We start from the raw sequence: 21,971 nt of genomic DNA on the forward strand, positions 1-21,971 counted from the left end.
GATCGTGCCTCTCGTAGAAGTGGTGGAAACTGCGGTTATTCAGGCGGATTGATCGATCGCGCCGGTGATGACGGCCACGACTTCGTCAGGGTGGGTCTGCATCACCAGGTGTGGTCCGTCGATCTCGACCACCGCGCGCATTCCGGCTCGCTGGTAGCCGAATCGTTCGACGTCGGGATTGATGGTGCGGTCGGCGCCGGACACGATGCCCCAGGCCGGTTTCGTCTTCCACGCGGCCGCCGAGGCGGGCTCGGTGAACGCGAACGCCGACAGCGGCCGCTGCGAGACCGCGAGGACCGCGGCCTTCGCCGGGTCCAGGCCCGCGGCGAAGACATCGGGGAAGGCGTCGATGGCGACCGAGACGTCCGTGCCGGGCTCGTCACCCTCGATCGGGTACGGCGCGTAGACGAGGTTGGCCGCCAGATCGGAATCCGGGAATCCGCCCTGTAATTGCCCGAGGCTCTCGCCTTCTTCCAGGGCGTAACCGGACACGTAGACCAAGCCCACCACGTTGTCGGCGACGCCTGCCACGGTGATGACGGCGCCGCCGTAGGAGTGGCCGGCCAGCAGGACGGGGCCGTCGATCCGTTCCACGAACGACTTGATGTAGGCCGCGTCCGCCGACAGGCTGCGGTTGAACACCGGCGGAACCACGACGCGATGGCCCTGGTCGAGCAGCCGTGCGGTGACGGGGGACCAGCTCGAGGCGTCGGCGAAGGCGCCGTGCACCAGAACGATGGTCGGACTTGCCGGGGCGGACATCGGTTTCCTTTCTCCAGCGCTCGGTGAGCGGCGCTGTGGCCGACTCAGTCTCGGCCGTAGGCCCCGCCGCGCGCCCCTCCCCACGGGCCACAAAAGCCTCCGTTCAGGACACGGCCTGCTCCAGCGCCGGATCGATCCGGGCGGTCGACCGGAAACGCTGCTGGTACTTGCGCGGGGAAATGCCAACGCGTGCTACGAAGGCCCTGCGCAACGCCTCGCTGGTGCCGTACCCCGCGGCCATGGCGGTCTCCGTCACGCTGTATCCGGCGTGCAGCATGTCCCTGGCCGTGCCGAAGCGGATGAACGCGACGTATTCCGCGGGCGAGCGTTCCAGTTCCGCGCGGAACAGCCGGGTCAGATGCCGGACGCTGACCCGCGCGTGGGCGGCCAGCGTCTGCACCGTATGCGGATACGCCGGGTCCGCGCAGATCAGATCCACCACCCCGCGCACCAGCGGGCTGCGCGGCGCCGGTCCGGTCAGCGACGCGGAGAACTGTGACTGACCGCCCGCGCGCTGCATGTAGACCACCAGCGCCTGCGCGACGCGCCGCGCGACGTCGGCGCCGTGGTCCTCTTCGACCAGCGCCAGCGCGAGATCGACGCCCGCGGCGACCCCGGCCGAGCTGTACAGATTGCCGTCCCGCACGAAGATCGCGTCCGGGTCCACCTCGATCGACGGATAGCGTCGCGCGAGCTCGGTCGTGAATTTCCAGTGCGTCGTCGCGCGGCGCCCGTCGAACAGGCCCAGATCGGCCAGGACGAACGCACCGCTGCAAATGGACGCCAGCCTGCGGGTGTTGCAGGAAAGATGCCGCGCGGCCGCCAAGACCTCCGGTGTCATGAACTTGCCTGGTGGCAGCTCGCTGCCCGGAATCACCACGGTGTCGAAACGACCCGCGTCGGCCGCCGCGCAGCTCACCTCCACCCGCGCGCCGATCGAGGTCTGCGCGTCCTTGCCGTCGGCCGAGACCAGCACCACCTCGTACCCCGCCACCGACTGATCGGCCTCGACGAACACCTCGGCGGGCCCGACGAAGTCGAGCATCTTCACGCCGTCGAATACCAGGATGCCCACCCGTTTGCTGGGCGAGGCGGCGAAGTTGTTGGACATGTCACCATTATTGTGGAGGCACGGCTCCAGAACAAGCGATGTGCCGCAGTTCGCACGCCGATTGGTACGGTGAGCACATGGGACGGCCGCGACGATTCGACGAGTCGAACCTGCTCGACGCCGCGACCGAGTTGTTCTGGTCGAAGGGTTTCGACAGCACTTCGGTGGAAGACGTCTCGCTCGCGACCGGCGTCGGGAACGGGAGCATCTACGCCGCCTACGGCAGCAAGCGCGGACTGTTCCTGGCCGCGTTCGAACGCTATTGCGAGGGCCGTGCGCGTCTGGTGCGCGATGCCATCGGTTCGGCGGGCGGTTCGGCGCGCTCCGCGGTGCGCGCGCTGTATCAAGCGATCATCGAAGACTGCGCGGCGCAACCGGATCGGCGCGGTTGCCTGATGATCAACAGCATCGCGCAGCTCGGCACTCGGATCCCCGAAGTCGCCACCATCGGCAGCCGCACCACCACCGAGATGGAGCGGGGCGTCGCCGACCGGCTGCGGCCCGCGATGCACGACGCGGGAGACGACGACGAAGCCACGCTCTCGGCGGTCAGCGCCGCTGTCGTGGTGGTCGCCCAGGGCCTGATCCAGCTCAGTCGTCAGGGATTTCCAGCACAGCGGCTGCACGAGATCGCCGATGTGTCGAGCGCGGCCTTACCGCGGGAATGGGCCGATCAGCTCGTGCACTGACCCGGGACGTCGATCGCCGTGCGTTCAGGGCAGTGTGCCCGCCGCGCGCCCGTTGGTGACCCGCAGGAGGTCGAGCTTCCCCGCGTCCTCGCTGCCGCCTGCCGCCGTGTAGGTGACCATGCGGAGGTCGGCGCCCGGAACGACGAGGACGTCGCAGTCGAGGGTGATGTCGCCGAGCTCGGGATGCCGGACCGTCTTCCGATCGCTGGTGTGCTGCGACGCTGTCGCCGTCGTCCACAGCTGGGCGAATGCGGCGGAGGTGTCGCGCAATTCCCGCACGAGACGATCGAGTCCCGCGTCGGCGGGATAGCGGGACACCGCGTCCCTGAGATCGGCCACGATCGACGCCGTGAAGGCGCCGTGCGCGCGGTCGGACCGGAACGGACGCATCGAGGCGCGGGCCGCGCCGGTGCCGAAAACCGCACGGGCGAGGTTGCGCTCGCCGACCGGGACCAGCGCGGGGTCACCGTGCAGCCCGCTCCACATGCCGTTCCACCACAGCAGCGTCCAGTCGGCGCCGAACACCCCGATCGGGACGTCGCCGAGGCGGGCGGTGAGCCGTTGGATGCCCGGCGGGACATGCGTGCCGATCGTCCCGTCCCGCGGGGGCAGCAATCCGGCTGCGCGATACAGCTCGTCGCGCTCGGTCCTGGACAGTTGCAGGGCCCGCGCGAGGGCGCCGACCACCTGCGCGGAGGGGTTGCGCGCGCGACCCTGCTCCAAGCGCAAGACGTAGTCGACCGAGAGTCCGGCCAGCTGCGCGAGCTCCTCACGGCGCAATCCCGGAGCACGACGGCCGCCGGTCACCGGGAACCCGGCGTCGGCGGGCGCGAGACGATCCCGCCAGGCGTGCAGGAGCGCGCCGAAAGCGGAGCGAGCGGAAGCCATGCGCTCATTCTCGCCGCCGCGCGCCGCATCAGCCTGGGTACTGTCAGTCCTGGTGACGGGCGCGGCACTGGCTGCCGAGGGCCGCGGCGGCGACCATCGAGGCGACCGACGGGCTGTCATCAAGTGAAGGAGCCGCTATGCCCTCGACCATCGTGATGACCGGGGCGAGTCGCGGGATCGGCCGCGTCGCCGCGGAGCGCATCGTGCACGCGGCGCCGCAGGCGCATCTCGTCGTCGCCGCACGCGGGTCCACCGGTGCGCGACTCGCGGCCGAACTCGGCGCGGGCGGACACCGGGTCTCGCACGTCCCGGCGGACCTCGATTCGCTGGACAGCGTGCGATCGGCCGCGGACGAGATCCGCAGCAGGCTCGACCTGGGCGAGCTGCCGCCGCTGCACGGTTTCGTGGGCAATGCGGGAATCCAGTACACGAACGCGCTCACCGAAGGGCCGGACGGATTCGAGTCCACCTTCACCGTCAATGTGCTCGCCAACCACCTGTTCATCCGCCTGCTCGAGGATCGCTTCCGCACTCCGTCGCGCATCGTGATCACCGTGAGCGACACTCACTTCGGCGACTTCCGGCACAACTTGGGCATGGTGCCAGGCCCGGTCTGGCGGTCCGCGGACGTCCTCGCCCGCCCCGGCGCGTTCTCCGAGCCGGGCACCACCGCCGCCGGGCGCACCGCGTACTCGACGAGCAAACTCGCCGCCATCCACCTCCTGCACGAGTACGCCCGCCGCCTGCCGGACGGCATCGATGCCATCGGCTTCAACCCGGGCTTCGTCCCCGGCACCGACCTCGCTCGCAACGCGGGTCGGGTCTCCCGGTTCGCGATGCGCCGCGTCCTGCCGGTATTGACCCGCACGCCGTTCGCGACCAGCCGCGCTGCCGCCGGGCGCCATCTCGCGGACGTCGTCCTCGGCGCCACCGCCGCGCCGACCGGCTCCTACGTCGACCGCGACCGGGTCGCCCGCTCGTCGGAGGAGTCGTACGATCCGCCGCGCGAAGCCGAACTCTGGGACGCTGTCGAGCGGCTCATCGCGCCTTACGCGGCCTGAGCCGGCGCAACTGCCCCTCCTGATCGGCAGAACCGGCCGGGTGGTCGGAGAGAACTCGACGCAGGTCTTCGGAGCCGGGTAGGTCGAACCGCTCCGGGTCACCGAGCGTCTCTCCGCGAGTCACCTCACAGGTAGGGGAAGCAATCGATATCGCGGTGCGTCAGGCAGGGTTGCTCGACGGGCCGCAGCCAGCGGGCGGGGACTCGCAGCGGTTCGACTTCGGGCAGGCGCACGGGCCGATCCTCGCCGTCGAACAAGGTCCCGCGCACCCGGAACACACCCATCGGCAGTCCGAGCGCGTCGGCTTGCTCGCTGGTCAGGACCACCGCGATGCGGGAGTTCGCGGTGATCCGCAGCCCTTCGACGGTGGTCGGCTCGCTGGTGTGGTCGATGCCGGTGACGGTGAGCCGGAACCGGCCGCCGCGCAGCCACGACCACGCCCACGTGAGCGAACCCGGCTGGTCGCAGTCGGGGTAGCGACTGCGTGGCAAGCGCTGCGGGACCAACACCATATAGGTGCACCCGACCTCGATATCGCGGGTCCGCATACCTTTCAGGGTGGCCGCAGCATCGGCTCATCGCAAGGAAACCAGCAAATCAGCGCTACACCGGGGCGGACCCGAAGGCGTAGGCGCAACCGGCCGCCGAAACCGCGCCGGAGTCGAGTATGAAAGCCGCCGCGCGGGGTAGGCGACAGGTGTGCGACTGGGTGTGCTGGACATCGGTTCGAATTCCGCGCAGTTTCTGGTGGACGCCTCTCGCGGGGCGCCTCCGTTGCCACTGCGCGCGTTGAAGGAGCCGGTGCTGCTCGGCGAAGACATCGACGCGGCCCGGGGTGATCACCGCGGACGGGGCGCAGCGGGTCGCCGACGCCGTCGAGCGGGTGCTGTCGGGCGGCCCTGCGCGGGGTCTCACCGGCACGCGCGAGTCAGATCCTGGCCGGAGCGATGGTGGCGGACGCGACCATGGCGGCACTGGACATCGACTGCCTGGAAGTGAGCCCGTGGGCCTTGCGAGAAGGGGTCGTCCTGGAACACATCTCCACGCGCGTCGACAGTGACCGGACGCTGCCGTTGCACGCGCTCGAGCTGCCGCGGCACGGCCCGGAGTCCCCGGCCAGCGTGCTCCCGCGACGGGTGTGATCAGGGGGATCAGCGGTTGCCGAACACTTTGCCGCCGAATCGTCCGAATGCGGCATTCATCAGTGGCGAGCGGGTGACCGTCACTTTGAGGCGGTTCAGAATGGGGGCGATGGGGCGGGGGTCGACGTCGCGAAGCGCCTCGGTGAGCAGGCGGACGGGTTCGGCGCAGGAGTCGTAGCGGTCACCGGGGGCTTTCGCGAGTGCCCGGTGCAGGATCGCGTCGACCTCGGGCGGGATCCAGCGGTGCTGCGCGGAGAGCGCCGGGGGAGGCTCCTGCAGCTGCGCTTCGGCGGTGGCCATGAGGTTCACGCGAGAGAACGGCGTGTGGCCGGTGAGCAGCTCGACGGCGGAACAGGCCAACGCGTACTGGTCGGTGGCCGGTGACACCGTCTCCGCCCGCAGCAGTTCCGGCGCGGCATACGGCACCGATACGACGACGAACCCGTTGGTGGCCAAAGGCGGTTCCGGCCGATCCAGCCACCGCGCCGAATCGAAATCCGAGATCTTCACCGTCGACTCGTCCGTCCCGACCAGCACGTTCGCCGGTTTCACGTCGAGATGGACCACTCCGTTGGCGTGCGCGAAATCCAATCCCGCCGCGACTTGCGTCAGTACGTGGAGCACCCGCCGCAGGTCCGGGTACCGATGCGGTGAACGCACCAATGTCGAACCCGTCGCGCCCGCCACGTACTCGTGTGCCGACCACAGCCTGCCGTCGGTTTCCCCGTGCGTGTACATCCGCACGATGTCGGGGTGTCGCAACGCCGACAAGATGTCGAACTCGTGCACGAATCGGGCGCGCGCCTCGGGTGACCGACTGTCCTCGGGCCCCAAGATCTTCAAGGACACCGGGCGTGACCACTCCGGATCCTCGGCCAGGTACACGTGGCTGCTGCCACCGTGTCCCAGCGGGGCCCGCACGACGAAGCCCGCGAACTGGTCACCTGGTTCTAGCAGCACCGCCTCACCATAGTGCGACGACCCCAGCCGCACGCCGGTGTTTGCCTTCGGTGTGCCCAACGGCACTGCGCCCGCCCGGTAAGCGCGATGATGCCCGCCGACGCGCGGCCTGCGGGACGCGAGACTGCTCCCGCCGGCCCGAAGGTCGTGGCACGACACATCAGGCCGACGGGCAGCACGGCGGTGGGTCAGACGAGGGTGATCTTGAGGGTGTAACCGGCCGCCGAGCCGTCGGCGGAGGTGACGAGGATCTGGTAGTCGTTGCCGTCGGCGACGAGATCGGCGTGCGGTGCCTCGTTGGCGACCTGCGGCCCGATCAGCGGGGCCACCGAGACGCGGGCATTGCCCGCGACGTCGAAGCTCAGGCGCTGCCCCGGCGCGGTGGCGATGGAGTAGCTGTCGGCCTTGCCCTGCCCGACGTTGCCGCTGATCTCGGCACTGTTCTGGCCGGGAGCGATCTGCAGGCGTTGCACGACGCCGGGAACCGAAGGAATACCGGGCGCGGCCTGGGCGGTCGCCGCCCCTCCGGCCGCGGTGAAGCTGACGACGGCGAGCACCGCGGGCACGGCACCCACCAACGAACGAATCAGTCGAGAAGCGGTCATGGGCACCATCTTTCCTCAGCGCGGGTGCGAGATCTCATGCGGCTGCGGTAAACCGATGGCTACGCCTGGGGATCACGCGTGATCACCGCACAGACGAAGGCGCCCCAGTGACCGATCACGGATGGAAACACCGGCAATGAACGGGAGATGTCGGTGCCTCATGCCACACTGGCGGTGTAGTCACCTGGCCAGAGGAGAACGAATTGGCCGACATTGATGACCGCCCCGTGGTGCGACTGGTCGCGCATTGCCGTCGCTATCACGGTTGGCTGCTGTCGCCACAATCGGTCGCACAAGGAATCGGCCCGACCTGTGCGATACGTGAGCGCGCGGAGCTGCGCGCCCAATCTACCCGAGAGCTCACTCTTTTCGATGTCGCGGCGTAGCCGGGGTTCGGTGCGTTGTCCGGCCGACCCGGAGATGCTGACCGGGCCGTCCCGCATCGAGTCCATAGCCGAGCTGTGGCATGGGGAGCGAGACGGCCCGGCGGGCCGATGCGTTCAGGTCGTCGCGATCAGAATCTGTTCCGATTCGGCCGGTCGCAGCCCGTCGGTCCGGTCGGCGAAGTAGCGGCCGGTCAGCTCCGCGGCGGGGACGTGACGGGTGGCGGCGAATCCCGCGTCTTCGGCCAGCCGCACCATTTCCTCGGGACGGAAGAAACTGATGAACGGCGTGCCGGATCGGCGGGCGCCCTCCTCGGCGAATCCGCGCATGACCTGTTCATCGGCGTCGACGAGTTCGAGCGGCAGCAGGAAGGTCGTGACCAGAGCGGAGCCCGGCGCGAGCGCCGAAAGTTGCCGCAGAGTAGCGATATTCGCCTCGCGGGTCAGGTACATCGATACACCGGTGGAGGCGACGAGCGCCGGACGGGCGGGGTCGAAACCGGCCTCGAGGAGCCGCTGCCACCACGCGTCCACTTCGAAATCGACCGGAACCAGCCGCAACCACGGCGGGATGTCGAAGCCGAGTTCGCTGAGGCGCTGCCGTTTCCATGCCTGCGGTCCGGGTTGATCGACCTCGAAGACGGTGAACCGTGCGGCCAGCTCCGGTCTGCGCTGGGCGAAGGTGTCCAGTCCCGCGCCGAGTACCACGTACTGATCCACGCCGCGCTCGGCCTGCTCGGCCAGCAGATCCTCTACGAAACGAGCCCGCGACACGATGCCCGCGCGCATCGGCGCGGTGGACCGCGGATCCATGTCCGGGCGGTCCCGCCAGCCGTCCTCGGGCGCGGCCAGGCGTAGGCCGACGCGGTCGTCGAACACGTGCGGTGCCTGGTCGTGCAGCGCGTGCACGGCTCGCCACAGCGCTACCCGGACCGCGGTGCTGTCCGGCGCGATCGTCTCGGGTGTCATTCGGCTCACTCCTCTCCCGGGGCCTGCAGGCTCCATACCCGCCCGTCCGGGTCGTGGACGGTCATCTCCCTCGTCCCGTAATGGGTCGGCTCGAAGTCGGTGCGGATCTCGACACCGTCACCCGGACGTACCTCTGGGCTCGCCACCTTCAGCACCAACCGGGTGCTCGTCTGCTGTGTCGGCGGCACCTCGGCCACGAAGACGTAAGCTCCCTCGCCGTTGCGGAACTGGCCGGAGTTGTGATCGGTCTCGAAGTCGACCGTGAAGCCCAGCCCTTGCAGGAATTTCGCCATCCGGCCCCAGTTGTGGGTCTCCAGGAACACGGCCTCGATGCCATCGGTGGTCATTGTCGATCCTCTCCTTCGTCGTCGAGGTAGGCGCGCAGCGCGGCGGTGACCAGCGCCGACAACGACATCTCCGACTCGATCGCCCGATACTTGACCTGCTTGATCAGCTCGATCGGCAGGTAGACGTTGAACTGCTTCACTTCCTCGGCCACGAGGCAATGCTAGCAAACTAGCATGCTAAGGGACAGGGTTCCAGCATCGCCCGTCGATCGGGTCATCGAACCCGAGTTCGAGCACGACGCCGGTCGCTGTGGTTAAGATGAGCGACGCTCATTTTCCGTGGACGGGCGGGAGGAAGTCATGCCGCCGAAGGCTGTCGGTCAACGTCGTCGCCCCGCGCAGGCGCGGGCCAAAGCGACCAGGGAGCACATCCTGGACACAGCGGCGCGGCTGTTCGGTGAGCGCGGTATCGCCAATACCTCCACGAACAAGATCGCGGCGGAAGCGGGCGTGAGCATCGGCACGGTCTACCGGTACTTCGCCGATCGCGGTGTCCTGGTCGAAGAACTGCTCGAGCGGTTGCTCGAAACGGTGGAGCGGCGTTTCACCCAGCGTGTCTTCGACTTGTCGGGAAAAACGATGCATCAGGTCGCCGCCGACATCCTGGGCGTGATCACCGAAGAGCTGGTGGCCAATGCGAAGTTGGTGCGCGCGCTCGTCGCAGGCGTGCAGTTCTACAGCAGTGGCATTCCCGAGTTCGAACCGCGGCTGCGCCTGCTGGTGAAAGTGATGCTGATCCAAGTGCTCGGTCCGGGCGACGATCACGAGTACGACGTGATGACCTTCGTCGTGATCAATACCGGTTTCGCGGCTGTTTTGCGCGCGTCCGCCCTGGAGGTCGACGACCCCGCGCGGGCGGAGGCGATCGACATGACAGCGCGGATGATCGGCGCCTGGGCCGAAGCCGAGGCGGCGGCGCGCGCCGCCGTTTGAGCAGCTGTGGCGCTCTGCGCAAAAAAGTGAGCACCTGACCATGTATGTGGTGCGCATGAGCTTCCCAAATCGGGCTTTCCTTCATGATCTTTGCTGGTCAGAGCTTATTTTTCCGTTACTTCCCCAGTCGCCGGAAGCGGAGTAGCAGCTGAGTCGGCCTGCGGTTTACCGTTTTTCCACGGACCGAACGGCAGATAGTGCCGCGGACACCGCGAGGTAGTCACGGTCGCCGATCGAGCGCGAACCCGACGCTCCCTCGGTTCCACGGCGACAAGGAGGTCACCAGTGACGATCGAGAGCATCGCCCACGTCGAATCCAACAAGGCGCGGCGCGTCACGCCGCATACACCGAAAACCCATCGGGCCGCCGCGAAGGTCGTCGCGCACCTCATCGATTCCGCCGCGTTGCCCGGGGGCACGGCCGAGGCGGAAGCCGCTGCCGTGGTTCGGATGTGCTTGGAGTGGTCCGTCCAGCGATTGAACGGGCAGGAATCGACCGGACGAACCGACATTCTGCAGACAGCGGCGGCGGGATGGGCCAGGAAGGGGATCCCGATCGACGGCATCCTCCATGCGATCCACGCCGGGTTCAAATTCGGATTGGGCATGCTGTTCGCCGACGAAGACGGCCGCGCCGACCTCATCGCGGGCGCCGCCGTCACGCTCGAGCTCTTGAACCTGATCACCGCGACGGTCAGTAAAGCGTATGTGCGAGAGTGCAAAGCCGTGGCGGCCGAGGACCACGCCGCGACGCACACCTTGACTTCGGCGCTGCTCGGCGGGCACGCGTCCTCGATGATGGCTCGCGAATGCGGAATACCGGTCGCCGACGAGTATTTCGTGCTCGCGGTCGCGGTGCCCGCGCATCCCGACGAAAGCCTTCCCCAGCTCGACAGCCGAGTCGTCGCCCGGCGTAAGCTGCGCCGCCTGCAGTCCGGCCTCGCCGACCTGTTCGACGGCCGGGCGCTGTCGCTGCTGTCGGTCGACGGAGGAACGATCCTCATTCCCACCACCCAGCTCAACGCCCTCGATCTCGACAGCGTGGTCGACAAGCTGTCCGCGGCGGCGCGCGTGCCGGTCACCGCCACCGTCGTGACCGCCGGTCCCCGACAGGTCTCCGTCGCCGCTGCCCAAGCCCATGAGTTGCTCGACACCGTAGAGCAACTCGGACGCGAACCCGGGTTGTACAGATTCACCGAACTGGCGCTGCAATATCAGCTCACCCGGCCCGGCATCGGCCGCGATGTGCTCGGCACCCGGGTCGCGCCGCTGATGGAACATCCGGACCTGTTGGAGACGCTGCGGATCCACATCGACAACGACCTCAACCGCCAGCGCACAGCTCGGCAACTCCATGTGCATCCGAACACGGTCGATTACCGGCTGCGCCGAATCGCGCAGCTCACCGGACTCGATCCCGCCGACGCCAGGGGACTGTGGTACCTGCGTTCAGCGCTGATCGTCTGGACCGACGACGGCACCCGGCGGCTCCCCGCCGATGCCAGGCGAATGGCCGACTCGCGGTAGTCCGCAGGCCGCCTCGCCCCCTCGACAATTCGCGATGGAGGTGCGAAGAATATCCGGACGCGCGACGCACGCGCGGATGCTCATGGAGGTGCGTGCCGTGGCCGATCGAGTGCCCGGAGGACGTCTGGTCAGGAGCGGTCGGTTGGGCAGACTGGCCGCAGGCCAAGCCGTGCGTGGGGTCGGAGCCCGGTTGTCGATGATCGGCCGGACCGAAGAGGCCCGGCGCGTACTCGCCGAACGTTCCACACTCGCGACCGCGCAGCAGGTTGTCACGGTGCTCGGCAGCATGAAAGGCGCGGCGATGAAGCTGGGCCAGATGCTGTCGGTCCTCGATGTCGACCTCGTTCCGGAATCGCATCGCGAGCTCTTTCGGACCAAGCTGGCCGAACTCCGCGATCAGGCGCCGGCCGTGCCGTTCGCGGAGATGCTGAAAGTCATCGAGGACGATCTCGGGCCGCCTGCGCGCGTATTCGCCGACTTCGACGAGACACCGATCGCCGCGGCATCGATCGGCCAGGTCTATCGGGCACGACTGCACGACGGGCGCACCGTCGCGGTCAAGGTGCAATATCCCGGCGTCGATCGAGCCGTCCACGCGGACATGCGCAATCTCGAGATGCTCAGCAAGCTGTGGAAGTCCATGTTGCCCAGCGCCGCCGACAATGCCGTGCTGGACGAGATCTCGCGCAATATCGGTAACGAACTCGACTATCCGCGGGAAGCCAGGACCCAGCATCGGGTCGCGATGCGTTATCGGGGGCATCCTTTCATCACGGTTCCCGACAGTATCGAAGAGTACTGCGCGCGCAGAGTTCTCGTAACCGAGTTCGTCGAAGGCGGCACTTTTCAGCAGATCCGGACGCTGCCCGACACCGAGCGTGACCGGCTCGGTGAGTTGATCTACCGCTTCTATATCAGTTCGCTGTTCTGCGACAACGAATTCTGCGGTGATCCGCATCCGGGAAATATCCTGTTGGCGGCCGACGGCAGGCTCGCGTTCGTCGATTTCGGACTCTACGACCGGATGGACCCCCTGCATGTCGACTTCGAACGCGCGTGTCTGCGTGCGGCCGGGGAGCACCGCGCCCAAGACCTCTACGAGGCCTGGGTCGGGCGCGGCATCATCGACCCGGATGTGGAGGTCACTGCGGAGGAATGCTTGGAATACGTATGGGCCGCGACGGGATGGCATTTGCTCGACGAGCGAATAACGATCACCCCCGAGGTCGCGACCGGTGCGGTGATTCTGGCTGTCGACCCTCGTGCCGCCCAGTTCAAAGGCATGCGGCAGCAGTTGCTTCCGCCCGAGCATGTGTTCTCGCGACGCGCGGATCTGTTCACCTTCGCCGTGCTCGGTCAGTTGCGGGCCACCAACAATTGGCATCGGCTCGCGCGTGAGTGGCTCTATCAGGAGGCCCCCGTCACCGAGATCGGGCAGGCCATCGCAAAATGGCGGGCCGACTTGTGACGGACCCCGCAATCCACTGATGCGCTGAATCCGGTGACCGACTCCGACGCCTTGCGCTTCGGATTTCGGTCCGGAAACGGGACTGCGTGACCGCGGTATCTCGTCGGCGGCCCGTGCCATGTGGTCGATCTCGGTTTCTCTCGTTCTGTGGCCGCTCATATAGGTAGCCGCAACTTCGCAGTGAGCCGCCCAGAATCCGTTGCTGACCAGCATCTTTCGCCGAATTCCGTCCTATCGTTGCTGCCGTTCGACATTGCGAGGCGCGCCTGCCGGCAAGGACAACCATGCCGAAATACGGAAAGGCATTCGATGAGATCAAGCGTCAGTCGGCGAATATTGCGCACCGCCGTATTCACCGTAACCGCGACCATGACGATGGGGTTGAGCGTGCTGACCGTGCACGCGGCCCCGGAGACGGGTCCGACGGAGCAGCAGTTGGCCGATTACATCGCGGCGGGCCGTAAGGCAGCGCCGGTTGCGGATTCGGGGAGCGCGGGGTCGGGGTCGGCGTGTACGTCGGGGAGTGGTGCGGGTTCCGGGAATGGATCCGGTGACTGCTACGGGGGTTCGGGCAGTAGTTCCGGGTCGTCGGGTGGCTATGCCAGTGACACCGTGGGATTCGGTCCGCCGATGACGTCGTGGTTGGCGGCGTTCGGGTACGGATTGACTCATCCGGATGTCGCGCCGCCGGGAGCGAACGACTGGAACTGCAAGCCGACGGCGGAGCATCCGCGTCCGGTGGTGTTGGTGCACGGGACGTGGATGAACGCCTACAACGGATTCGCGTTCATGGGGCAGCCGATCAAGGATGCGGGGTTCTGCACGTTCACGTTCAACTATGGACGGTCGAATCTGTTGGAGGGCGGCGGTCTGGGGTCGGTGTTGCCGGGGGTGATGGGCACCGGTTACATCCAGGATTCGGCCAAGCAGTTGGCGGTCTTCGTGGATCGCGTGCTGGCGGCGACGGGGGCCTCGGAGGTGGATCTCGTGGCGCATTCCCAGGGTGGGTCGATGTCGAACTGGTACACGAAGTTCGAAGGCGGCGCGGCGAAGGTGAAGAACTTGGTCACTTTCGGTGCGACGCATCATGGGACGAGTCTCGACGGGATCGGCGCGCTGGGGCGGGCGATCAACAACTTCGGAATCGACGTGCTGGGTTTCATCGAGATTTTCGTGGGGCATGCGGGAATTCAGCAGACGATCGGTTCCGACTTCGTCAACAAGCTGAACGAACACGGTGACACGATCGCGGGGGTGGACTACACCGTGGTCGGTACCCGGTATGACGAGATCACCAATCCGTATGACCTGACGTTCCTGAAGGCGGCGCCGGGGGTGTCGGTGCAGAACATCACGTTGCAGGACGGGTGTGAGCAGGATGTGTCGGATCATCTGACGATGATGTATTCGCCGCGAGCGTTGTCGATCGCGTTGCGGGCATTGGACCCGGTAGGTCATCCGAATCTGGAGTGCACGTTCAACCCGTGGCTGCTGGGCGGGGGAGGCTCGCTGTAATCACCGCGGCGAAGTGCCCATCGAGCGACCTGGATCCTCGCTCGATGGGCACACCCATGCGGTCAGTGAGCATGTCCGGCGAGCACCGGCCGACCGACCGGCTCAGACCGCCGCCTCCCAGGCGAACCCGTCCGGGTCCACGAAAGGGCCGATATTGCCGCGGATGGCGATCCGGTGCGACCCGGTGCCTTCCGGTGCGATGCCGGCGTCCTTGGCAGCGGCACGGCGCCCGTAGAGCGCCAGTTTGACCGACGCGGCCGGGGTGGCGAACTCCACGTACTTGCTGCCGAAGCTCTTCGCCACAGCCAGGCCGTGGTCGATGTAGAACTGCTTGGTCGCCTTGACGTCGTCGACCCCGAGGAGCACGACGAAATCATCGACTTCCCGGGTGGCCGGGCCGGTGTCCTTCTTCGATGACGTCGCCACCTTCCAGAGCGCGCCGTCCGGCGCCTGGACGACACCGCCGTAGCCCCAGAAGCTCTTCTTGACGGGCTTGAGCGTCGTCGCACCTGCGTCGACAGCGGTACCGACGAGGCTGTCGACGGTGCTCGGCTGAGACACCACCAGCGACAGCACATAGCCGCGGAAACCGCTGGTCGGAGCGTCGGAGGCGCGGAAGCGCAACTTGCCGCCGAGTCCGAACGCGGCGGCGTAGAAAGCCTCGGCAGCGCCCGGATCGGGCACCTCGAGCACGACGGAATCGATTGCGGCCTGATCAGTGGTGAGGTTCATGGCACCAACGCTAGGCGGCGCGCGGCGAGCGCCGCTTCTCGATTCCTGACCGGTCGGTTCCGGCGGCCCGAGATCCCGCCCGAGACCGTCCGGCGGATGTGCCACAGCTACCTGGCGGCCGCGGTGATCAGCCGCTGAATCCCTCGTCGGACCCGAGGCGGCCGTCGGGGGCGCAAGGCGCGCCTGGTCGCCAGCTGCGGCGGGGCGCAGGGATCGGCTTGCTCACGTACGCCATGGGTGTTTACTGAAGGAGCGGTTCGGTTCGCCCACCCTTCGATGGCGGTTCGAGGTGCGTATGCCGGTATGGCGGATTCGCGAGTTTCGTGACGCTGATCTGGATCAGGCGATCCAGATCTGGGAGCAGAGCCGTATGGACACCGCGGGTGAGCCGGTGTTCGCGTTGGCGGAGGTGCTTGCGTCCGCGCGGGCGGGGCAGCCGGCGGTGGTGGCCGAGGTCGGCGAAGAGATGGTGGGTATGGCCGTCGCGCAGGTCCAAGGTGAGCGGGCGTGGGTGTTGCTGGTGGCGCTCGGTGCGCAGTGGCGGCGGCGCGGTATCGGCAGTGCGTTGCTGACCGAACTGGAGAGGCGGCTGCGGGCGGATGGGGTGCGGCGGATCTGCACGCTCGTTCCCGAGGGCGCCACCGGGTCGGTCGCGTTCGAGAATTCCGGCTATCTGCGCAGGACGGGTTTGGTCTTCTACGAGCTGGTCGAACCGTTGGCGCCCGCGCAGTCCAGTCTGCTGAGCGAGTTGGGCGGTCGGCTGTTGCCACCGGGGTTGTGGGAGTCGATGGCGGGCATGGACCGAGAGAAAGAGGTCATCGAGCGGCGGATCGTGTTGCCGTTGGCGCGCCCGGATGTCGCGGAACGTTATCGGGTCAGGCCACCCAAGAGCGTGATCTTGTTCGGACCGCCGGGTACCGGCAAGACCAGTTTCGCGAAAGCGGTCGCTTCACGGCTGGGTTGGCCGTTCGTGGAGTTGTTCCCGTCTCGGCTGGCCGCGACGGCCAGCGGTGGTCTCGCGGCCTCGCTGCGTGAGGTGTTCGCGGATTTGAGCGACCTCGATGAACTGCTGTTGTTCATCGATGAGGTCGAGGAGATCGCCGGTGCGCGCGAGGGGACGGCGACCAGCCCGGCGCACGGGGTGACGAACGAGTTGCTGAAGCTGATCCCGGTTTTCCGGGAGGACTACAGCCGGTTGCTGATCTGCGCGACCAACTCGGTCCGGACTCTGGATTCGGCATTCCTGCGGCCGGGCCGCTTCGACTACGTGATACCGGTCGGCCCGCCCGACGAGCCTGCCCGCAAGGCGATCTGGCGGCGCTACCTGGGTCCGGCAGCCGAGACCATCGATCTCGCACGCCTGGTCCGCGCGACAGTCCACTTCACTCCCGCGGACATCGAGTTCGCCGCGCGTGCCGGTGCGCAGTCGGCGTTCGAACGCGCGGTCCGCGAGGAAACGAGCGAACCCGCCGACGTCGAGGACTATCTGGCCGCCGTCGCCAACACTCGCCTGACGCTGACACCGGAAATCCTGACAGCGTTCGAGCAGGACCAGGCCAACTACACCCGACTATGAGATTCGGCCACATTTGAGGCGTGCTTGCGGAGATTCAGGACTCGATACCGAGGAGTGGTCCGCAGCCTGTGGTGGACGCCTTCGCCGATCACCTCTCCGAGGCCCGCCGAAGGGAGTGCGACTCCATCAACAGTTCATAAGATCTGCGGCGGTCGCTCGGGTCGTACAGGTCGGTCTTGATCAACAACTCGTCGGCACCGGTGGCATCGAGCAGCGCTTGCAACTGCGGTAGCACCGTGGCGGCGCACCCGACGAACACACCGGTCAGCTTGTCATCGGTGTTCCGACTATCCATATACCCGTGTGCTTCAGCGGTTTGCGGGCTGGGCAGTTGTATCGGTCGGCCCTGCCGTCGCCGGGCGACCTTCATTCTCAGCGATCCGGCCAGCCACTGGGCTTGCTCGTCGCTGTCGGCGACGATAACCGCCACACTGATGACGATGCGCGGAGCGGGGCACAGCGATGACGGCTGGATGGCCACCGGCTCTATCCACCTCGAACAGCGCGAGCAGTTCTCGAACCTGATCTTCGAACGATTCGGCGGTGCGGTCGTGCTCGCTGCGCACGAGGTCGGTGATCTCGCGAGGTCCGCCGAGGGCTCGTCCGAGTCCGAGATCGATTCGCCCCGGGTGAAAAGCCTCCAAGGTGCCGAACTGTTCGGCGACCACGATCGGAGCGTGATTCGGCAACATCACCCCGCCGGCGCCGACCCGAATCCGCCGCGTCACCGAGGCCACGCGTTCGACAACGACTGCCGGTGCCGCGCAAGCCACACCCGCCATCCCGTGGTGCTCGGGCACCCAGTACCGGTAGTAACCGAGATCGTCGACGAGCTGTGCCAGCTCAACGCTATTGCGCAGCGCCATCCTCGCGTTCGATCCCTGCGTGACAGGAGCCGTGTCCAGAACCGAGATACGAACCTCACGACGGTCTTCGACCATTCAGAGCACCTTTCCGCAGCGACATCCCGCGCTTGCTCGGCTCCCGCCGGCCGTTGAGCATCCGTCGTGCTCGATGCCGCGACGGTATCCGAGCTGACGCTGTGGATATCGTTGCACTGCCTCTTGCAGTCGCACCGGGCCGCAGCGTCCCCTCCCACGAATGCGGGTTCTCGGAGAGGCCAGCGGCCGCGGTAGTTCCTCCCGGTCAGGAACCCCCGAACTCGCGTATGGAATCGCGGTCGGGGTTCCGTCGCGGGCTCTCGACAGTTCACCCGATAGGGGCGGCGACGAGTGTGCGGAGGGTCATCGGCTCGGCGAGCACGAGTTCGAGCACCTGCTCCACATGTCGGAAGTGCGCTGTCGTGAAGTGGTCGGCGAGAGACTGAGCGCTGGTCCACTCCTCGACGATCACCATCCGGCCGACGTGGTTCGGGTCGAGGTAGGGCCGGTAGGCCAGGCAGCCTGGCTCCTCCAGCGAAGGCTCGATCATCGCTTCCAGCGCGGTGCGAAGCCGATCCTCCTGTCCAGGCGCGGCCAGGCACTCGGCGATGACGGTGAGCGACATATGATCTCCTGTGCGGTAGAGGTTCTCACGGCTGAGCGGGACCGGCGCCCGCGCCGGAGGCGGTGATCGCCGCGGCGATCTCGGCCAGGTCCGACGGCGTCAACGCCACCGAGTCGGCGCCGATCCAGCCGTCGACCTGGTCGGACTTGCGCGCACCGACGATGGCTCCGGTGATACCGGGCCAGGCAAGCACCCAGGCGATGGCCACCTCGGCGACGGTCACGCCGTGTCGTGCGGCGATGGGGCGCAGCGCGTCCGCCAACTGGAGGTTGGCGGTCAGGCCGGTGGTGAAGTCGTGGTGGGCGGTCCGCCAGTCCTCTGCGGGCAGACCGGCCACACGCTCGGCGGAAAAGGCCCCGGTCAGCAGGCCGGACTGCAACGGCGAGTAGACGATCACGCCGGTTTCGTGGGCGTGTGCCCAAGCGATCTCGGCGGCGGACGACCGGTTGATCGCCGAGAACGGCGGCTGGATGACGTCGACGTGAGCGATCCGCTCGGCGGCCTCGAGCAGGTCGGGCGTGTGGTTCGACAATCCGATCGCCCGAACCTTGCCCTCGGCCTTCAGGTCGGCCATGACCTGCCAGTACTCCTCCAAGGGGGTGGCGTTGGGCGACACCGCCCCGAAGCCGCCGCCGGCGTACTCCAGCGATTCGCCGGTGTCGGGATAGTGCACCTGGTACAGGTCGATGTGGTCGACCCCCAGTCGCCGCAGGGAGTCTTCGACCTCGCGGCGCACGCTCGCGGGTTTCATGATCCGCCGAGGCGCGGCCGATGGGTTCTCCGGGTCCCAGACCAGGCCGACCTTGGTGAAGATGTACGGGCGGTCGGCCTGCGGCAGGCCGGAGATGGCCTTGCCGACCAGTTCCTCCGAATGGCCCAGGCCGTACACGGCGGCGGTATCGATCCAGTTGACGCCCGCGTCGAGCGCGTGGCGGATCGCGGCGACCGATTCGGCGTCGTCCGTGGCGCCCCAGCTGAAGGTCCAGCCCGATCCTGAAACGGCCCACGAACCGAAGCCGAGCCGGGTGATGTCCATACCGGTGGTGCCGAGGGGGACGGCGGTCAGGGTGGTCATTGCGCAGTGCTCTTTTCTTGTCGGCGTTCGTTTTCGGTGCCTCCAACCTTGGCGGCCGCGTCCCGGGCTACCCAGTGCCAGCTGGAGCCTGGGCACCGCATGACCAGGCTCGCGTCCGGCAGGCGCGGGGATACTGGCCGCATGCCATTGGACAGACGGGCGGAACTAGGCGAATTCCTGCGCTCCCGGCGGGCCCGCTTGCGGCCCGAGGAACTCGGCCTGCCGGACTACGGCGGTCGCCGCCGCGTTCCCGGGCTGCGCCGGGAGGAACTCGCGCAGCTCGCCGGGGTGAGCGTCGACCACTACGTGCGGCTGGAACAGGGGCGCACCCTGCACTTTTCCGAAGCGGTACTGGATGCGGTCGCCCGGGCGCTGCGCCTGAACGATGTCGAGCGGCAACACCTCTACCGGCTCGCACGACCTTGGTCGGAAGGCGACCGCGCGGATGCGCCGCAGCGGGTCCGGCCGGGGTTGCGGCGGCTGCTGGACTCGGCCGCCGACGTGCCCGCGTACATCGTCGGCCGCAACACCGATGTCCTGGCCTGGAACCGACTCGCCGCCGCGCTGATCACGGACTTCGGCGCACTGCCACCCGCACAGCGGAACCTGGCCCGCCTCGTCTTCCTGGACGAAGGCATGCGCAGCCTCTACGCCGACTGGCCGGAGAAGACCCGCGACGTGGCCGCCTACCTCCGACTCGACGCCGGGCGGCACCCGGACGACCCGGAAACGGCGGCGTTGCTCGACGAGCTTGCCGCGAGCAGCGCGGAATTCCGGAAAGCGTGGGCAGAGCACCAGATCAAGGACAAGACCCACGGCCGGTACGTCTACCGACACCCGGTGGTCGGCGAACTGGACCTCGGCTTCGAAACCCTGCGCTTCCCGGACGATCCGGACCAAGCGCTGATCGCGCACACCGTCGAAGACGGGTCGGCCTCGCAAACCGCCTTGCGGTTACTGGCGAGCTGGGCTGAGGAAACGCGGCCGGTGAGTTGAGACCACTCTTGCCATCGCGAGTTCCCCTCGTCGAGCAGCGCGCCACCACCGCCGTCCGGAGTCGATGGCACGCCGGATCTTGCGCACAGTGGGTATCTGTGTGAGCAGGTGTTGCTGATATCGCCACGGCATTTGTGGCCCGTGCCGAGCCGCCATCGCATAGGCGAGTTGCACGGGGCTGCGGTCGAGATACCGGTCAGCGTGTTGGAACCAGATCATGCTGGTGCGGGCGGCCGCCTGGATCGGGCGTAGCGCAGCGCGGCGCTGCGCATCGTAGTTCTCCAGCGCGTCGGTGAGCTCGGCATGCTCGTACAGGTTCTGTGCGAGCACGACGGCGTCGACAATTGCCAACCGGGTGCCGGAACCGATGGTGAAGTGCGTCGTGTGCGCCGCGTCGCCGAGCAGCACCACGTTGTCGTGATACCAGATCTTGTTGGTCACCTCGAGAAAGCGGCTCCACCTCGCCGCTTCGCCTCGTGTGGTGTTGAGCAAGGAGTGATCGTCGAGAGTGCGCGCGAATATGTTCTCCAAAACGCGCAAGTTCTCCAGATTGTCCTGGGAATCGAATCCCAGTCCACGCCAAGTCTGCGGTTGGCACTCGACGATGCAGGTGCTGATTTTCCCGGCAATCGACGGGTAGGCATGGAACCAGATCCATCCGGCCGAGGTGTGTTCGAAGGCGAAGGTGAATCGGGTGAAGACCTTGTCCGTACCGAGCCAGACATATCGATTCTCGCCGAGTGTGACGGACGTGCCGAAACGATCGTCAACCAGCCGCCGTACCCGGCTGTTCGCGCCGTCGGAGGCGACGATGAGATCGGTGTCGCCGAAGCCGGACAGATCGTGCACCTCTCGCCCATGCTGGACATCGACGCCCAGGTCGCTCGCCCGCCGGGAAAGTACGTCCAGCAATGCCGCGCGCCCCATGCTGAACCCGTAGCCCCCGAAATACGCGGCTCGGTCGTCACGCACATGAATTTCCTGCTCACGCCATAGGACCGACCCGGCCCGCACCGCCTGGGCGCTGTCGGGGTCATTCCGATACAGAATGTCGAGCAGGTCGTCCCAATACACGACGCCCCAGCCATAGGTGGACCCAGCGGGATCGCGGTCGATCACCGTGATGTCATGAGCCGGGTCGCGCCGCTTCATCGAAATCGCGAAGTACAGTCCGGCCGGCCCGCCACCGACGCACACGATCTTCATTTCGTCACCAGCTCCAGCCCGGTCGGTCGAACTCGGCTTCAGATGAGCCCTGCTCGATGCGACCGAGCCCGGCACGCTGTACGTGTCCGGGCTCGGTCACCGGCGCTAGAAGCTGCCCCAGCCACCCCAGCCGGGGTTCCACCACCCCCAGCCACCGTTACCCCAGCCACCGCCCCAACCCCAACCCCAACCGCCGCGGCCCCAGCCGCCACCGCCCCACCCCCAGCCGCCGCGGCCCCAGCCGCCGCCGCCCCAACCCCAGCCGCCGCCGTGACCCCAACCAGGGCTGTCGACGAGCTGGGTCGCAGACGTGGGCGTCGTTGCGCGGGCGGTAGGCGCTTGCGCCGCGGCTGCGACGACCGGAACTGCGGCAACTGCGGCTATACCGGCGGCGGCCGCTAACCGGGCGAACTTTGTATGTGAATTCTTTCTGTCGAACATGATAGGGCTCCAGGGACAGTCCCGACCTGCCCGAATTGTACGCGTTTTCGCGGAATTGTAGAAGTTTCCGTGTTGCCCA

At 67.3% G+C, this 21,971-nt stretch carries 24 protein-coding genes; 9 read left to right on the forward strand and 15 right to left on the reverse strand.

What is annotated here, in order from left to right; translation table 11 throughout:
• Positions 1-39 precede the first annotated feature (39 nt).
• Together ACIHAX_RS21460 and ACIHAX_RS21465 are read right to left on the reverse strand one after the other, a co-directional pair.
• Complete coding sequence (locus ACIHAX_RS21460; RefSeq protein ID WP_355075785.1) at positions 40-762, reverse strand: alpha/beta hydrolase; 723 nt, start codon at positions 760-762, stop codon at positions 40-42.
• Between the two features lie 103 nt (positions 763-865).
• Positions 866-1,873 carry a DJ-1/PfpI family protein gene (locus ACIHAX_RS21465; RefSeq protein ID WP_356967050.1) on the reverse strand — a complete coding sequence of 336 codons (1,008 nt, stop codon included), beginning with the start codon at positions 1,871-1,873 and terminating at the stop codon, positions 866-868.
• A gap of 77 nt (positions 1,874-1,950) precedes the next feature.
• Between ACIHAX_RS21465 and ACIHAX_RS21470 the strand changes: the two genes are divergently transcribed.
• Complete coding sequence (locus tag ACIHAX_RS21470) at positions 1,951-2,562, forward strand: TetR/AcrR family transcriptional regulator (protein ID WP_397279212.1); 612 nt, start codon at positions 1,951-1,953, stop codon at positions 2,560-2,562.
• Between the two features lie 24 nt (positions 2,563-2,586).
• On the opposite strand, the gene ACIHAX_RS21475 is transcribed toward ACIHAX_RS21470, so the two are convergent.
• Positions 2,587-3,450 (reverse strand): helix-turn-helix transcriptional regulator, encoded by an 864-nt coding sequence (locus ACIHAX_RS21475; protein WP_397279214.1) that lies wholly within the window; start codon positions 3,448-3,450, stop codon positions 2,587-2,589.
• A gap of 137 nt (positions 3,451-3,587) precedes the next feature.
• Here ACIHAX_RS21475 and ACIHAX_RS21480 point away from each other — a divergent pair, with 137 nt between their 5' ends.
• Positions 3,588-4,511 carry an SDR family NAD(P)-dependent oxidoreductase gene (locus ACIHAX_RS21480; RefSeq protein WP_364429909.1) on the forward strand — a complete coding sequence of 308 codons (924 nt, stop codon included), beginning with the start codon at positions 3,588-3,590 and terminating at the stop codon, positions 4,509-4,511.
• Between the two features lie 125 nt (positions 4,512-4,636).
• On the opposite strand, the gene ACIHAX_RS21485 is transcribed toward ACIHAX_RS21480, so the two are convergent.
• The gene (locus ACIHAX_RS21485) at positions 4,637-5,059 is read right to left on the reverse strand and encodes a hypothetical protein (RefSeq protein WP_379254193.1); all 423 of its coding nucleotides are present in this window, start codon (positions 5,057-5,059) and stop codon (positions 4,637-4,639) included.
• A gap of 402 nt (positions 5,060-5,461) precedes the next feature.
• Here ACIHAX_RS21485 and ACIHAX_RS21490 point away from each other — a divergent pair, with 402 nt between their 5' ends.
• Positions 5,462-5,653: a hypothetical protein gene (locus ACIHAX_RS21490; protein WP_397279216.1), complete on the forward strand. Its 192-nt coding sequence runs from the start codon at positions 5,462-5,464 to the stop codon at positions 5,651-5,653.
• Positions 5,654-5,662: 9 nt separating this feature from the next.
• Here ACIHAX_RS21490 and ACIHAX_RS21495 read toward each other — a convergent pair whose 3' ends face one another.
• The 5 genes from ACIHAX_RS21495 to ACIHAX_RS21515 all read right to left on the reverse strand — a co-directional run bounded on the left by ACIHAX_RS21495 (position 5,663) and on the right by ACIHAX_RS21515 (position 9,069).
• On the reverse strand, positions 5,663-6,613 hold the full coding sequence (locus ACIHAX_RS21495; protein WP_364429900.1) for a serine/threonine-protein kinase: 951 nt from the start codon (positions 6,611-6,613) through the stop codon (positions 5,663-5,665).
• A 188-nt stretch (positions 6,614-6,801) separates the two neighbouring features.
• On the reverse strand, positions 6,802-7,218 hold the full coding sequence (locus ACIHAX_RS21500; RefSeq protein ID WP_397279218.1) for a hypothetical protein: 417 nt from the start codon (positions 7,216-7,218) through the stop codon (positions 6,802-6,804).
• Positions 7,219-7,718: 500 nt separating this feature from the next.
• Positions 7,719-8,570: a class I SAM-dependent methyltransferase gene (locus ACIHAX_RS21505; protein WP_355075800.1), complete on the reverse strand. Its 852-nt coding sequence runs from the start codon at positions 8,568-8,570 to the stop codon at positions 7,719-7,721.
• A 5-nt stretch (positions 8,571-8,575) separates the two neighbouring features.
• Positions 8,576-8,917, reverse strand: coding sequence for a VOC family protein (locus ACIHAX_RS21510; protein WP_356967066.1), 342 nt, complete (start codon positions 8,915-8,917; stop codon positions 8,576-8,578).
• On the reverse strand, positions 8,914-9,069 hold the full coding sequence (locus tag ACIHAX_RS21515) for a CopG family transcriptional regulator (RefSeq protein ID WP_355075803.1): 156 nt from the start codon (positions 9,067-9,069) through the stop codon (positions 8,914-8,916). Before ACIHAX_RS21515 ends, ACIHAX_RS21510 begins: the two co-directional genes overlap by 4 nt.
• 148 nt (positions 9,070-9,217) lie before the next feature.
• Here ACIHAX_RS21515 and ACIHAX_RS21520 point away from each other — a divergent pair, with 148 nt between their 5' ends.
• The 4 genes from ACIHAX_RS21520 (at position 9,218) to ACIHAX_RS21535 (ending at position 14,360) form a co-directional block, all read left to right on the forward strand.
• Complete coding sequence (locus ACIHAX_RS21520) at positions 9,218-9,850, forward strand: helix-turn-helix domain-containing protein (RefSeq protein ID WP_355075804.1); 633 nt, start codon at positions 9,218-9,220, stop codon at positions 9,848-9,850.
• A 285-nt stretch (positions 9,851-10,135) separates the two neighbouring features.
• The gene (locus ACIHAX_RS21525) at positions 10,136-11,377 is read left to right on the forward strand and encodes a helix-turn-helix domain-containing protein (RefSeq protein WP_364429891.1); all 1,242 of its coding nucleotides are present in this window, start codon (positions 10,136-10,138) and stop codon (positions 11,375-11,377) included.
• A 97-nt stretch (positions 11,378-11,474) separates the two neighbouring features.
• Positions 11,475-12,845: an ABC1 kinase family protein gene (locus tag ACIHAX_RS21530; protein WP_397279222.1), complete on the forward strand. Its 1,371-nt coding sequence runs from the start codon at positions 11,475-11,477 to the stop codon at positions 12,843-12,845.
• A 369-nt stretch (positions 12,846-13,214) separates the two neighbouring features.
• Complete coding sequence (locus tag ACIHAX_RS21535) at positions 13,215-14,360, forward strand: alpha/beta fold hydrolase (RefSeq protein WP_355075809.1); 1,146 nt, start codon at positions 13,215-13,217, stop codon at positions 14,358-14,360.
• Positions 14,361-14,462: 102 nt separating this feature from the next.
• Here ACIHAX_RS21535 and ACIHAX_RS21540 read toward each other — a convergent pair whose 3' ends face one another.
• Positions 14,463-15,092 (reverse strand): glyoxalase, encoded by a 630-nt coding sequence (locus tag ACIHAX_RS21540; RefSeq protein ID WP_356967072.1) that lies wholly within the window; start codon positions 15,090-15,092, stop codon positions 14,463-14,465.
• 295 nt (positions 15,093-15,387) lie between these two features.
• Here ACIHAX_RS21540 and ACIHAX_RS21545 point away from each other — a divergent pair, with 295 nt between their 5' ends.
• Positions 15,388-16,668: an ATP-binding protein gene (locus tag ACIHAX_RS21545; RefSeq protein ID WP_397279224.1), complete on the forward strand. Its 1,281-nt coding sequence runs from the start codon at positions 15,388-15,390 to the stop codon at positions 16,666-16,668.
• Positions 16,669-16,756: 88 nt separating this feature from the next.
• Here the strand turns inward: ACIHAX_RS21545 and ACIHAX_RS21550 are convergent, their stop codons facing one another.
• From ACIHAX_RS21550 to ACIHAX_RS21565, 4 genes are all read right to left on the reverse strand, one after another.
• Positions 16,757-16,963, reverse strand: coding sequence for a hypothetical protein (locus ACIHAX_RS21550; protein ID WP_397279226.1), 207 nt, complete (start codon positions 16,961-16,963; stop codon positions 16,757-16,759).
• Between the two features lie 13 nt (positions 16,964-16,976).
• On the reverse strand, positions 16,977-17,609 hold the full coding sequence (locus ACIHAX_RS21555) for an MsnO8 family LLM class oxidoreductase (protein WP_397279228.1): 633 nt from the start codon (positions 17,607-17,609) through the stop codon (positions 16,977-16,979).
• 268 nt (positions 17,610-17,877) lie between these two features.
• Positions 17,878-18,174 carry a putative quinol monooxygenase gene (locus ACIHAX_RS21560; RefSeq protein ID WP_355075815.1) on the reverse strand — a complete coding sequence of 99 codons (297 nt, stop codon included), beginning with the start codon at positions 18,172-18,174 and terminating at the stop codon, positions 17,878-17,880.
• A 25-nt stretch (positions 18,175-18,199) separates the two neighbouring features.
• Positions 18,200-19,249 (reverse strand): aldo/keto reductase, encoded by a 1,050-nt coding sequence (locus ACIHAX_RS21565; protein ID WP_397279230.1) that lies wholly within the window; start codon positions 19,247-19,249, stop codon positions 18,200-18,202.
• A gap of 141 nt (positions 19,250-19,390) precedes the next feature.
• Between ACIHAX_RS21565 and ACIHAX_RS21570 the strand changes: the two genes are divergently transcribed.
• Positions 19,391-20,245, forward strand: a complete 855-nt coding sequence (locus tag ACIHAX_RS21570; RefSeq protein WP_364429873.1) for a helix-turn-helix transcriptional regulator — start codon at positions 19,391-19,393, stop codon at positions 20,243-20,245.
• Here ACIHAX_RS21570 and ACIHAX_RS21575 read toward each other — a convergent pair.
• On the reverse strand, positions 20,204-21,451 hold the full coding sequence (locus tag ACIHAX_RS21575; RefSeq protein ID WP_397279232.1) for an FAD-dependent monooxygenase: 1,248 nt from the start codon (positions 21,449-21,451) through the stop codon (positions 20,204-20,206). The two genes, ACIHAX_RS21570 and ACIHAX_RS21575, sit on opposite strands and share 42 nt — an antisense overlap.
• Positions 21,452-21,971: the final 520 nt, after the last annotated feature.

The sequence above is a fragment of the Nocardia sp. NPDC051929 genome (genome assembly GCF_044548645.1).
Classification (GTDB): domain Bacteria; phylum Actinomycetota; class Actinomycetes; order Mycobacteriales; family Mycobacteriaceae; genus Nocardia; species Nocardia sichangensis.

Coding starts and splice junctions, on each gene's coding strand:
- ACIHAX_RS21550 (WP_397279226.1), bottom strand. CDS start 16,963: ATGGATAGTCGGAACACCGATGACAAGCTGACCGGTGTGTTCGTCGGG.
- ACIHAX_RS21545 (WP_397279224.1), top strand. CDS start 15,388: ATGCCGGTATGGCGGATTCGCGAGTTTCGTGACGCTGATCTGGATCAG.
- ACIHAX_RS21485 (WP_379254193.1), bottom strand. CDS start 5,059: ATGCGGACCCGCGATATCGAGGTCGGGTGCACCTATATGGTGTTGGTC.
- ACIHAX_RS21560 (WP_355075815.1), bottom strand. CDS start 18,174: ATGTCGCTCACCGTCATCGCCGAGTGCCTGGCCGCGCCTGGACAGGAG.
- ACIHAX_RS21500 (WP_397279218.1), bottom strand. CDS start 7,218: ATGACCGCTTCTCGACTGATTCGTTCGTTGGTGGGTGCCGTGCCCGCG.
- ACIHAX_RS21535 (WP_355075809.1), top strand. CDS start 13,215: ATGACGATGGGGTTGAGCGTGCTGACCGTGCACGCGGCCCCGGAGACG.
- ACIHAX_RS21570 (WP_364429873.1), top strand. CDS start 19,391: ATGCCATTGGACAGACGGGCGGAACTAGGCGAATTCCTGCGCTCCCGG.
- ACIHAX_RS21510 (WP_356967066.1), bottom strand. CDS start 8,917: ATGACCACCGATGGCATCGAGGCCGTGTTCCTGGAGACCCACAACTGG.
- ACIHAX_RS21520 (WP_355075804.1), top strand. CDS start 9,218: ATGCCGCCGAAGGCTGTCGGTCAACGTCGTCGCCCCGCGCAGGCGCGG.
- ACIHAX_RS21465 (WP_356967050.1), bottom strand. CDS start 1,873: ATGTCCAACAACTTCGCCGCCTCGCCCAGCAAACGGGTGGGCATCCTG.
- ACIHAX_RS21555 (WP_397279228.1), bottom strand. CDS start 17,609: ATGGTCGAAGACCGTCGTGAGGTTCGTATCTCGGTTCTGGACACGGCT.
- ACIHAX_RS21575 (WP_397279232.1), bottom strand. CDS start 21,451: ATGAAGATCGTGTGCGTCGGTGGCGGGCCGGCCGGACTGTACTTCGCG.
- ACIHAX_RS21540 (WP_356967072.1), bottom strand. CDS start 15,092: ATGAACCTCACCACTGATCAGGCCGCAATCGATTCCGTCGTGCTCGAG.
- ACIHAX_RS21470 (WP_397279212.1), top strand. CDS start 1,951: ATGGGACGGCCGCGACGATTCGACGAGTCGAACCTGCTCGACGCCGCG.
- ACIHAX_RS21505 (WP_355075800.1), bottom strand. CDS start 8,570: ATGACACCCGAGACGATCGCGCCGGACAGCACCGCGGTCCGGGTAGCG.
- ACIHAX_RS21480 (WP_364429909.1), top strand. CDS start 3,588: ATGCCCTCGACCATCGTGATGACCGGGGCGAGTCGCGGGATCGGCCGC.
- ACIHAX_RS21475 (WP_397279214.1), bottom strand. CDS start 3,450: ATGGCTTCCGCTCGCTCCGCTTTCGGCGCGCTCCTGCACGCCTGGCGG.
- ACIHAX_RS21460 (WP_355075785.1), bottom strand. CDS start 762: ATGTCCGCCCCGGCAAGTCCGACCATCGTTCTGGTGCACGGCGCCTTC.
- ACIHAX_RS21565 (WP_397279230.1), bottom strand. CDS start 19,249: ATGACCACCCTGACCGCCGTCCCCCTCGGCACCACCGGTATGGACATC.